This window comes from [Phormidium] sp. LEGE 05292 (assembly GCF_015207735.1).
In the GTDB taxonomy this organism is placed as follows: Bacteria; Cyanobacteriota; Cyanobacteriia; order Cyanobacteriales; family Aerosakkonemataceae; genus Floridanema.
The window spans coordinates 1-10,986 of record NZ_JADEWG010000184.1 but is presented as its reverse complement, the minus strand read 5'-3'; the positions used below and the strand labels follow the sequence as shown (position 1 = coordinate 10,986).

The 10,986-nt window shown below is 40.3% G+C and carries 10 protein-coding genes; 5 read left to right on the top strand and 5 right to left on the bottom strand.

The annotated features are described in order from the left end of the window. Positions 1-11: 11 nt before the first annotated feature. Positions 12-704: a 2-C-methyl-D-erythritol 4-phosphate cytidylyltransferase gene (gene ispD / locus IQ264_RS28600; RefSeq protein WP_193985398.1), complete on the bottom strand. Its 693-nt coding sequence runs from the start codon at positions 702-704 to the stop codon at positions 12-14. Between the two features lie 75 nt (positions 705-779). Here ispD and IQ264_RS28595 point away from each other — a divergent pair, with 75 nt between their 5' ends. The 3 genes from IQ264_RS28595 to IQ264_RS28585 all read left to right on the top strand — a co-directional run bounded on the left by IQ264_RS28595 (position 780) and on the right by IQ264_RS28585 (position 3,130). Continuing rightward, positions 780-1,715: a glycosyltransferase family 9 protein gene (locus IQ264_RS28595; protein WP_193985396.1), complete on the top strand. Its 936-nt coding sequence runs from the start codon at positions 780-782 to the stop codon at positions 1,713-1,715. Positions 1,716-1,888: 173 nt separating this feature from the next. Beyond that, positions 1,889-2,485: a D-glycero-alpha-D-manno-heptose-1,7-bisphosphate 7-phosphatase gene (locus IQ264_RS28590; RefSeq protein WP_193985394.1), complete on the top strand. Its 597-nt coding sequence runs from the start codon at positions 1,889-1,891 to the stop codon at positions 2,483-2,485. 27 nt (positions 2,486-2,512) lie between these two features. Further along, positions 2,513-3,130: a hypothetical protein gene (locus IQ264_RS28585; RefSeq protein WP_193985392.1), complete on the top strand. Its 618-nt coding sequence runs from the start codon at positions 2,513-2,515 to the stop codon at positions 3,128-3,130. On the opposite strand, the gene IQ264_RS28580 is transcribed toward IQ264_RS28585, so the two are convergent. The 3 genes from IQ264_RS28580 to IQ264_RS28570 are packed head-to-tail and all read right to left on the bottom strand — an operon-like array spanning position 3,113 to position 4,940. Continuing rightward, positions 3,113-3,604, bottom strand: a complete 492-nt coding sequence (locus IQ264_RS28580; protein WP_193985390.1) for a CRR6 family NdhI maturation factor — start codon at positions 3,602-3,604, stop codon at positions 3,113-3,115. The two genes, IQ264_RS28585 and IQ264_RS28580, sit on opposite strands and share 18 nt — an antisense overlap. Beyond that, complete coding sequence (locus tag IQ264_RS28575) at positions 3,601-3,765, bottom strand: hypothetical protein (protein WP_193985388.1); 165 nt, start codon at positions 3,763-3,765, stop codon at positions 3,601-3,603. The genes IQ264_RS28580 and IQ264_RS28575 overlap by 4 nt, the downstream gene beginning before the upstream one ends. Further along, complete coding sequence (locus IQ264_RS28570) at positions 3,762-4,940, bottom strand: sensor histidine kinase (RefSeq protein WP_193985387.1); 1,179 nt, start codon at positions 4,938-4,940, stop codon at positions 3,762-3,764. The genes IQ264_RS28575 and IQ264_RS28570 overlap by 4 nt, the downstream gene beginning before the upstream one ends. A 229-nt stretch (positions 4,941-5,169) precedes the next feature. Here IQ264_RS28570 and IQ264_RS28565 point away from each other — a divergent pair, with 229 nt between their 5' ends. After that, positions 5,170-5,655 (top strand): Fur family transcriptional regulator, encoded by a 486-nt coding sequence (locus IQ264_RS28565; RefSeq protein ID WP_322744825.1) that lies wholly within the window; start codon positions 5,170-5,172, stop codon positions 5,653-5,655. A gap of 32 nt (positions 5,656-5,687) precedes the next feature. Here the strand turns inward: IQ264_RS28565 and IQ264_RS28560 are convergent, their stop codons facing one another. Beyond that, the gene (locus IQ264_RS28560; protein WP_193985386.1) at positions 5,688-8,900 is read right to left on the bottom strand and encodes a pentapeptide repeat-containing protein; all 3,213 of its coding nucleotides are present in this window, start codon (positions 8,898-8,900) and stop codon (positions 5,688-5,690) included. Between the two features lie 254 nt (positions 8,901-9,154). Here IQ264_RS28560 and IQ264_RS28555 point away from each other — a divergent pair, with 254 nt between their 5' ends. After that, complete coding sequence (locus IQ264_RS28555) at positions 9,155-10,966, top strand: DUF3685 domain-containing protein (RefSeq protein WP_193985385.1); 1,812 nt, start codon at positions 9,155-9,157, stop codon at positions 10,964-10,966. Positions 10,967-10,986: the final 20 nt, after the last annotated feature.

Sequence of the window (10,986 nt, the reverse complement as noted above, 5' to 3'; positions counted from 1 at the left end):
GTCCCCAGTCCCTAGTCCCCAGCTGCTTGGCGTTGGTGCAAAATGTATTCAGCGATCGCTAAATCTACAGGTGTCGTTACCTTCAAATTCGTTTCTTCTCCCTGGACAATTCTCACAGGTAAACGGCACTTTTCAAATAAAGCAGCATCATCGGTGACTTCCCAACCTGATTTAAGTCCGGTTTCGTGGCATTGTTTTAATAGTTCGACATCAAAACCTTGGGGTGTTTGGGCTGCCCAAAGGTTGCTGCGATCGGGAGTATCTTTAATTAAACCAGTGCGATCGACAACCTTAATCGTATCCTTCACGGGCACAGCAGCAATCAATCCCTGACATTTTTGTAAAGCTTCGGCGCATCTATCCAACAAATCAGGCGTTGCCAAACATCTCGCGCCATCGTGAATTAATACATAACGGGCATTGTGAGGTAATGCTTGCAAACCGTTGTAAACTGACTCTTGGCGGGTTTTTCCTCCTTGGATAAACTGCACTGGCTTGGTCAAAGCCATTTCTGCGACAATAGCCTTTAAATCGGGCAAATCTTCCAATTGGCACATTATCCCAATCCAGTTAATGTGGCGAGAGGCACAGGCGGCTTGCAGAGTCCAATAGATTAACGGTTTGCCTAACAACGTCAACAGGAGTTTGTTTCGGCTACTCCCCATACGACGACCCATTCCGGCTGCTGGAATCAATAAATGCACTGCTTTCTCGATTTTTGCTCTACTTCTTACTATCTTCCTCTAAAATGAGGTGCGGATAAGCCTATCTAGATAAATATGCGAATAGTAGCCCTTGTCCCTGGCGGGATTAGCGATCAAATTTTGTTTTTCCCCACTCTCGACGACCTGACACAAAATTACCCCGAAGCTGAAATTGATGTGGTCGTCGAACCTAAGTCAGTGGGTGCCTATCGAGTCTGTAAGTCTGTCAAAGATGTATTTGCCTACGATTTTACAGACCGCAATAGTTTGGCAGATTGGGGCAATATCTTAGGTACGATCCGCGATCGCGAATATGATATCGCCATCTCTTCTAATCAAACTTGGTTAGCAGGTCTGTTACTTTGGTTGACTGGTATTCCTAAACGGATTGGCTATCGTAGTCAAGGTCAACTTTTTCTCACTACTTCTGTTCCGCAAAAATCAGAACAATATACTGCGGCGATGTACCATGATTTGCTACAAGGATTAAGCATTACTTCTGCTTGTCCACCAGTAGCAATTAATGTACCAAAGCAAGACATTCAATGGGTAGAAACAGAACAGAAACGTTTGGGAATTTCTGATAGTGGCTATCTTTTAATTCAAATTGGTCAGGGTGAGAATTCCTACCCGATAGAAAACTGGCGACAAATTATTCAAGACTTTCAACAACGTCAGCCTTCTTTACCTGTGGTGTTAATCTTGGATGCGAATAGTCAATTGGTGGTGAGTCAATTATTGCAATCTTTCCCCGATTTGAAGGTGACAGCCCCAGAAGATTTGGGTAAATTGGCAGCCATGATTGCTGGGTCGAGTTTGTTGCTTTGTACTGATAGTGCAGCAATGCAGTTAGGAGTAGGAGTACAAACTTATCTGATCGCTCTTTTTGGTGCTACCGATCCCAAAAAAGTGTTGCCCGAAAGCGATCGCATTCTCGTCATTAAATCCCCAAGTGGAAAACTGGCAGACATCTCACCCAATACCATTTTGGAAAAAGTTTGGGCGGGATAAACTGATTTTGGATTTTCGATTTTATCTAAAATCTGAAATTGGTGCGGTCGCCCTTGCGACTAAAGTCGTGGGCTATACAGACAAAACCTGCCGACGCAGGTTAAGAGTCCGCGTAGGCGGACTTTGTTTGTGTAGTCGCGGTTTTAACCGCCAAAACCTTTTCCCACATCTTCATGAATCCCACTAAACCAGCTGTTTTTCTCGATCGCGATGGTGTCTTAAATGTCGAAGCAGGTTACATTCACAATGTTACCGATTTACATTTAATTCCTGGTGTCGCTAGTGCAGTCCGCCGCTTAAATGATCTAGGCATTTTTTGTTGTTTAGTTTCCAATCAATCGGGCCCTGCTAGAGGTTATTATTCAGTTGACCACGTAGAAGCATTACACCAGCGATTGTGTAAATTATTGCAAGCCGAAGCAGGTGCGTATTTAGACGCTTTGTATTATTGTCCTTACCTGAGTCCACCCGAAGGCGGAACGAATCCAGAATTTACTCTTTGGAGTACCTGGCGCAAACCTAACACTGGAATGTTAATCGCCGCAGCTTGGGAGCACAATTTAGACCTCAGTCAAAGTTTTATGGTTGGTGATAAAGCAACAGATGTAGATATGGCGCATAACGCTGGCTGTTGTGGAATCTTAGTACAAACTGGTTTTGGTGGCAGTGTGTTAAGTGGCGCTTACCAGCACCATACTCAACCAGATTATATCGCTACAGATTTAGCTGCTGCTGTTGCATGGATCTGCGGACAAATGGGTAACTTATAAATAGAGCCATAATTAAGCGATATTGCAATGAATACTACCACAAATCTTCCGAAAACTAGCCCTGTTGGTACCTGGACAATTACAGCAGCAAAAACGATCGACGAAACTCCCTATTCTGGTACGGTACAAATTCATCAGATGGGTCAACTTTATAGTATGTCTTGGTTGACTACTTTGGGCGATTATCCTGGTATTGCATTTTTTGATAATGGCAATCTTTACGCAGCTTGTAGTTCTCATGAAGCTTACGGAATTAGCCTTTATCACATCAATTCTGATGGCACTTTAGATGGGAAATGGGCTGCTGCTAATAATAGCGGAATTGTAGATACAGAAAAGGCGGTAGGTGGTACGCCCAACCAAGTTGCAGGTACTTACAATGTTCAGGGTACTATGGGGAAATTTGGCAGTTACGAAGGTATTCTCCAAGTTACTTCATTAGGGGAAATTTATCAGATTTCTTGGGTAGTGGGGTTTGAGTATAAAGGTGTAGGTTTACGAGTGAACGATCAGTTAATTGTTGCTTGGGGTGAACATGAAGTTTTTGGCTTACATTATCAAATTCAAGGCGATCGAGCTACAGGTCAATGGGCAGATAGTGAACATTCTACTTTGGGTAAAGAAACTTTATACCGGATTTGTTGAAATTAAATCAAAAAAGGCATCATCCATTTCAATTCCAAATGTTAATGCCATTGCTTTTAATTTGGATTTACTAGGTATGTCTTGACTATTTAACCAATCTGTTAAAACAAAGATTTTTTGCACGATAAACAGTTCTAAAGCTTGGGGATTATATTGAATTTCATGGCTGCGAGGATGGAATTCATGGGGTACTAGCATGGCGGCGTAACGTGCTAGTTCTCCATTTTGCCAGTTTAATAAAAAGGGTAGCCAAGGGTAAACGGTATCTAAGCGAATAAACCACAATCTTACTTCGTCAATTTCGGAAAGTTCTCTGAGATCTTCGGCGGGGCGATCGTAGTTGATTTGAAAAGAAAGTTGTTGTTCGGATTTGGCGATCGCACCTGTTTGCAATATTTCTTTGAGCGCTGTTGTCACAGCTGACAAGTCTAATTTATTGATCTGATCCGTGTTCAGGGTAATGGCGATCGTCATAACAATAATTCCCTAGAAAATTTACTCCAAAATTTATTATCTACCATTTGATCGCGCTCGATCGGCTCTCTCGTAAATAACAAGCGATCGCTAAACTGGATTAATTCATCTAATGCTTGATTTATCAGTAATCCCAGTCCCCATTCCCCAAAACCAGTCAATAACTTGCAGAATTAATCGTAAAATAAAAGGTTGTCCCCTCTTTTAATTGCGACTCTACCCAAATTCGACCACCATGAAGTTCGACAATCTTTTGACAAATTGCTAAACCAATTCCAGTACCAGCATATTCTTCAGGAGTATGCAAGCGTTGAAAAATCTGGAAAATTCGTTCAAAATATTTAGGATCGATTCCAATACCGTTATCCTTTACTGCAAACAAGTATTCATTTTCCCGCAATTCTACACTAATTTCAATTCTTGGTGGTTCTTCTCGACGATACTTAATTGCATTATCGAGTAAATTTTGAAACAGTTGCACTAACTGAGAACTATCACCTATTACTGTAGGTAAATTATGATAAACAATTGTTGCTTGATTTTTGCTGATGGTTGATTCTAAGTTACTATAAACAGTAGCTAGTATACTATTGCAATCTATTGGGGAAAATCTTTTTTGGTGTGGCTTTAATCGGGAATAATCTAATAAATCTTCAATTAAATTTTGCATTCTTAAACAACTGTTGACTATATATTGAATATATTGATTAGCTTGGGTATCGCTTTGATTTTCATAGAGTTGCTCTAAAAGTTGCGCGTAAGTCGTAATAGTCGCTAAAGGTGCTTGTAAATCATGGGAAGTAACATAAGCAAATTGCTCTAATTCAGCATTAGATTGCGCTAATTCTTGATTAGCTTTTTGCAATGCTTGTTCTGCTTGTTGACGAATACTAATTTCTTGTTGAAACAAGATATTTTGTTCTTTTAGCTGTTTTTGTAATTTGCGTAAACTTAAATAATTTTCAATTCTGGCTAACACTTCATCAACATGAAATGGCTTGGTGATGTAATCTAATGCTCCTAACCCGAAAGCTCTAACTTTATCTATTGCTTCATCTTTAGCACTAATAAAAATTACAGGAATTTCACGAGTTTTTTCATCACTTTTTAGTTGCTCGCAAGTTTCATAACCATCCATTTCTGGCATCAAAATATCTAACAAAATCAAATCTGGTTGACTTGATTTAGCAGCTTTGATTGCCATCGATCCGTTAATTACGCCACGAGGTTCATATCCTCGTTCACTTAACAAAGCAGATAAAAGCCGTAAATTGTCGGGTTGATCGTCAACTAGTAAGATATACCCTTTATCTGCTACCGTTCGACTGTCCTTCATTATCAAACTTCTCGGTTTATTAAATATTTTTGGTATTTCCATTTTTATCTAAATTAAATAATTATGCTGTAGTTTTTTCAATCTGGTGGACATCTAGATGGAAATTAAGCTAAAGTTGTAATGAGTTTGTTTTAGTTGGAAAAAGTGCTAATTAAGCCAAGAACAGCAAGCAGAGTTGGCAATTGGCTGGTTATATTAGCATAAGTAATGTAGAACACATAGAGTATATATGAGTGATTTACCTAAAGAGGTAAGATCGGTAAATATGCAAAATCAAGCGACGGTTAAACCAATTCGGTCTTTAGAGGATGCCTTGGACAAGTGTCAAGCAATGGGAATGCGCTTGAGTCGTCAGCGTCGCTTTATTTTAGAATTGCTTTGGCAAGAACAAGAGCATTTGTCAGCCCGTGAGATTTACAATCGATTAAACCAACAGGGCAAAGATATTGGTCATACTTCAGTTTATCAAAATTTAGAAGCTTTATCTGCTCAAGGAATTATTGAGTGCATTGAGCGATCGGACGGTCGTTTATATGGTAATGTTAGTGATTCTCACAGTCATGTGAATTGTGTAGACACTAATCAAATTTTGGATGTTCACATTGAACTACCAGATGAGATTATTAAATTGGTAGAAGCACAAACAGGTGTAAAAATCATTGATTATACGATTAACTTTTTTGGTTATCGTTCTGCTGAGTCTTCAGAATCTTAAGTTAGGAACTAAGTTTACTGAGGATTTGATTTTTATTCCAGATACATGGTTTCATCGTTATCGAAGTTTCTTTCTTCGGGTATTTCTTCAGGGATCATAGTCCGATCTCCTGGATCGTCAATTACTAATAAAGTTGAATCAGGCTGTACAGCTGCAAAATTTGCATTAGCAGTGGGAGTAATATTGCGTCGTATTCCGGTGTCTAAATTAGCCACAGCTAGTTGATAAGCGCGATATTGCTGTAGGGAGAACAAAGCACCACTTTTTTCTGCTAAATCTTGAGTTTCTCGCTCCATTTTGGCTTCAAAGAGACAAGCATTAGTTAAACTGGCTAAATTAAAATTAGCGCCTAACAAATTGGCACCAGTGAGATTGGCACCAGTGAGATTTGCTGCTGAGAGATTCGCGTCTGAAAGATTAGTTCTAGTGAGATTAGCCCAAGATAAATTAGCTTCTTGTAAGTTAGCTTTGGATAAATCTGCACCGACTAATTCTGCACCAAAAAAGTTAGCTTTCCAAAAGTTAGTTTCGGAGAGCATGGCATTTTGGAGACAAGCTTCAGCTAAATTAACTAACATTAAGCTGTGGCGCGATCGCTCCCAGAAAGCGATCGGAGATAACACCGCAGTCCGACCGATTAAAGTCAGTAATTGATCGGGTTCAAATTCTTCAATAATTGCCGGATCTCCACAAGGCCAAAATGGGATTTGACCTTCTCTTTGGCATACACATAATAAGAGAAATACATTCAGACCAACAGCAGCATCTATTTGCAGGACATTTAAAGTATTACCTAAAGATTGAAAATGAGAGCGAGCATTGTGAGCGATACCTTCATCTAACCAGCGACCACGACTATAGGAACGGTAGAAACTGTAAAGACGTTCTGTAAGTACTTGAAAAGAGAAAGAATCGGGATTGCGAGCTTCTTCTCGACGCAAACGTTCCCCGATCAATTCTTCTACTTCTGGGCTGAGAATACCGAAACCTAATAACTTGTAGAGATGTTGAGCAAGGCTAACGGGTGAGTCGAGAGTAAAAATAGTTTCCCCATAGGCATCGGCAACTTTTTGGGTAATCAATTTTAACTGTTGCGCGATCGCTTCCGCGCAGAGATATTCCCCTAATTTACTATGGGAAAATTCCACAAAAATGCCCTTATTTTGTGAGATCAAATTCCTGGCTTGCGAATTAAAATAACGAAAATAAAAAGGCGGTAATGGATAATTCGGAAGTAGGTAATTAGAGAAATCACTAATATTTTCTTCTGCTATTTTTGTTTTGAATTCTCCATTTAAAGGATGGGAATAACGACCACTGTGGAGCAGAGTTAAAGCACCTGTTTGCATTATTTGGCGCATTTCTTCAGGAGTGCGACCTTGAAGTAAATTAGCGATCGCTTCTGGAGAACGACAACTGGTAGTCAAACTCTCTCCAGTTTTAACTAATAGATCTCCTGGGGACATTCCATCGGGAGATTCACCTAACAACCAACGACAAAGGCGATCGTAAATTTCAAACCGCAATTGAGAAAGCCTAGCTATTGGCAACAAACTTTCATTAATTCTGCCAGTGCGATACAAAATTCCTATTAATAATAAATTTAAAGGTCGATGCACTAACGTAGCAAAAGCTCTGCTCTCGGAGCGGAATTGAAACACACCATTTTGCTTTAAAAAACTAAAATAAGCTTGAGCTAATGACTTAGATAGCAACTTAGACCAGCGTTTAAACCATTCTTTCAGTTGTTCTTGGTCTAATTGAGTAATTGCCATTCGTGCAAAAGAAGCAGGCAAAGTATGAGCTAAATTGCTCAGAATTGAAGAACGACAAGTAATAAAAATTTTGTGGCGAGGTCGTCCAGAAGCACCCGCAAACTGTCGTTGAAAATCTTGCACTTGGTCGAAAAAAGCCGAAAATTGTCGTTCAGCAACAGGCGAAGCTGGTAATTCATCCAAACCATCTAAAATTAACAAACAGGGGGGATTTTGTGGCGAAAGCCAACCATCAGCACCAGTAAATTTAGCTAAAGGAAAAGCACTATCCAGAGTTTGTGCTAAATTTCTCCCCAAAGTAGCATCGCGCAACCGAATTACGATCGGCATCCAAGAAGGATAAATTTCTTGAGCTATTTTTGCCGCCCAAATTTGGCAGAAACTAGTTTTACCTACTCCACTTTCACCTTCAATAATAGGAACGCTATCCAAATTAGAAAGCTGATCGATCGCCCATTCCATTAAATCAACAGCTGATGCAGAATTAACTGGGGGATGAAAAGAATTTCCTCCTGTTGTGTAGTGCAACTTAGTTTCTAATTCTGCTTCCACTGGTGTTGCTTTAGGATTAACAAAAATATCTTTTAGGGCAAAGAGTTCTCCTAAAAGAGGTTCTGATAAAACTTTTAGTAGACTAGCTCGGTAGTTTTCCCGGTCTAAATCAATTGGCTTGGGAACAGCTGGAGTAACCGAAGGAATTACAGAAAAAGTATGGTCTTGATCGAGGATTTCTAATCCTTCGCTGTCAGTGATTACACTGCTTTCTAACTTATTCGATAAATTACCCAATCGGACAAATCTTTGTAATTGTGCCAGAGGTAAGGGGTTTTCTGCAATTACTGTGAGCAAATGTCCGGGAAGTGCGTAGATTAAACGTTGCGTGACCAGTTTAGCAGGAGTTTCTTCTAAACCATTGCTGACAAACCAAGCGATCGCTAAATTATTCATCTGCTGTACTAAAAAAGACTCCCCAATTAAGGTAAGTGCTTGTTCCGCTTGGGTATCTGTCAGCCTCCCTGGACGCAGAGTTTTAATTAAAGCTTGTAATTGGGGATCGGATAAAGTAGATAATCTAGTATTATCTGCTGCTGCGGTAATGGGAACATTTGCTCGGTCTAACCAAGGTCTTTTCAGGATATTTTCTTGTTCTAAAATCTTCTGAAACGATTTAATATAAGCAATCTGGAAAGCTAGCCATGTACCCTCATTGCGCTTGAGTGCGCGTTTGCGACTCCAAATTCGCAGCAATTGAACGGTTAGCTGAGAAATTGGCTCAATCTGTTGCCACATAATAGTTAAGGGCTGTTCCAGAAGTTCCGTTAAAGGACTAATATCGAAAGGCGTGAGGCTTTTCACCTCCATATCCTGCACCATGCGGAAAGCAATACCTGCGTTTTGTGCTTCTGGAGTTTGCAGTTGAGAAAGTTCAATATTATGTTCTGTCAGCCAGTAACGAATGCTAAAGCTCATCCAATTCCTACGCCTACTGGGAAACTGCTCGCTATGGTTAACGTTAATAGATGGGTTATCTTTTCAAAGATAAAAGCTAACCATAGAACCATTTAATATGTTAGAAGCCTGGAGTCTCAAACAGAATCCAGACCGAACTTTGAACGAAGAATGGGAGAAGTGCCAAATATGAGATGCAAATTCTCTAAACTCTCTCAATCCATCGCCCTATCCAGTTTAGCCTTTAGCCTTAGAAAATTGGCAATTAAAGCATTATGACCAAACTGGCAAATCCTGACCTGACATCACCCGATCGTCAAATTAAGATAATACTGGTAGATGATGAGCCAGTTTTTCGTGCCGGACTGCGCGTAGTTATAGAACGGTTTCCCGATCTACAAGTAGTTGCAGAAGCCCAGTCAGAAAGGGATTTAGGGGAAATTTTGGCGCTTCCTAGCACTTCGGTTGATTTAGTCATTTTAGATCTTGATTTAGATCGATCGCTACCCCCTGAACAATCTGGATTAGAACTTTGTCAACAGCTGAAAACCTCATATCCCCAGTTACCAATTTTGTTGTTGAGTTCGTTCCCAAGTCCAGAGTTGCTGGAAGCAGTGCGACAAATAGGTGCAGAGGGTTTTTGTTTCAAGGGAATCGATGTTTCTGAGTTAGTCAATGCTATTCGTTTGGTAGCGGGGGGTGGAAGTTATAGTTATTTGCCTTCTGTTGTGGGGCAAGCACCTACCGTCCAGGCTTCCGAAACAAAAATTAGCCCAAAACCGGGAATTTTCACTAATTTATTCGACAGAATGCGCCTGTCTGGTGTGCGACAAATCGAAGCGGCTTTGGCTGAAGTCAACCAAGAGTTAAAAGATTCTCGCTTGTCTGTTTTAGATCGGGCAGTTTTGGCGGGGAGGCGGCGAGAGTTATTGGCAGCCAGACGGTTAGTAAATAGGTTGTTAGCGACTAAAACATCGGTTAGTTCTGCACAAAAGCCGCTGCCGAGAAGTCAGGGAGTAGCGCCCCAGCCCAACATGGAAATGCGGAATGAGAAGAGTTCGGCAATAGTGCGTCGAGAGGTGAGTTTGTCGGCTGGGCGATTCGCAAAGCGATCCGCTAACGCGGAATCGCAAATCTTTGAAAACGCTTTCGCCAAAATTCAATATGGGTTAAAAAATCTCACGGGTTCTCCTTTGGAAATCGACATTTTGCGCGAAGAAAAACGCCGCGAATTGCTCAATGTCGTATTGCACAAATTAGAAGATATTGTCGATGAATTAAGGTTTTCCCAAGTCCAACTTAGTCAATTACAAGAAAAAAAATCGTTAATTTTATTGGATTTGTGGCGCTTAGCAGCTACAGAGTTTTTTGGAAAATACTACACTCTGCAACTAAGAAATCAAGATTTAGAAGTTTTACCAGTAATTCTGCAAGATGCCGAACTTGTCGAATTAGAAATTCTGGATAAAATTCCTCAAGTGACTGATTTGTTGGCTCATTTGCTGTTTGATATGCCTTTGTTAATTGATAGTATTCCCTATTCTGCGGGGACAGCAGAAGCAATGGTAAGAGCCGAAGTGTTGTTACAAAATATATTAATTCAAGTGGCTAATGCCGTAATACAACCACTGTTAAACCATTTAGCAGATGTGGAAGAAGTTAAACAAAATTTTTATGATCGAAGGTTGGTTTCGACAAGGCAAATAGAAAAATTTAGAAATGAATTATCTTGGAAATATCGAGTAGAAAAATATGTAACTGAGCCAAGAGCAATTTTTGAAAGTCGCTATAATCTGTTAGTTTTGGATGGTTATGGCATCATCAAAGTTTTTATTTATGCGCCTCGTAATTATGAGTTACGCGAACTTTCGGGAATTCCTTATGCCGTGACTTTAGCATTAGAAACTAGAGATGCGATCGCTCCCCGCGTGCGATCGGTTGTTTCCTTAGTTGGTAGGGGTGCAGTTTATGTTTTAACCCAAGTAGTTGGCAGAGGAATTGGTTTAATTGCTAGGGGAATTCTTCAAGGAATTGGTAATGCTTGGGATGATACAAAGTTTGGCAGAAATGGCGATCGAGGGAAGTAGGAAAAGGAGATGGGGAGATG

What these genes read in the sequence shown, in the direction of transcription:
- IQ264_RS28595 (WP_193985396.1), top strand. Translation starts at nt 780, where the DNA reads ATGCGAATAGTAGCCCTTGTCCCTGGCGGGATTAGCGATCAAATTTTG.
- IQ264_RS28590 (WP_193985394.1), top strand. Translation starts at nt 1,889, where the DNA reads ATGAATCCCACTAAACCAGCTGTTTTTCTCGATCGCGATGGTGTCTTA.
- IQ264_RS28585 (WP_193985392.1), top strand. Translation starts at nt 2,513, where the DNA reads ATGAATACTACCACAAATCTTCCGAAAACTAGCCCTGTTGGTACCTGG.
- IQ264_RS28580 (WP_193985390.1), bottom strand. Translation starts at nt 3,604, where the DNA reads ATGACGATCGCCATTACCCTGAACACGGATCAGATCAATAAATTAGAC.
- IQ264_RS28570 (WP_193985387.1), bottom strand. Translation starts at nt 4,940, where the DNA reads ATGAAGGACAGTCGAACGGTAGCAGATAAAGGGTATATCTTACTAGTT.
- IQ264_RS28565 (WP_322744825.1), top strand. Translation starts at nt 5,170, where the DNA reads ATGAGTGATTTACCTAAAGAGGTAAGATCGGTAAATATGCAAAATCAA.
- IQ264_RS28560 (WP_193985386.1), bottom strand. Translation starts at nt 8,900, where the DNA reads ATGAGCTTTAGCATTCGTTACTGGCTGACAGAACATAATATTGAACTT.
- IQ264_RS28555 (WP_193985385.1), top strand. Translation starts at nt 9,155, where the DNA reads ATGACCAAACTGGCAAATCCTGACCTGACATCACCCGATCGTCAAATT.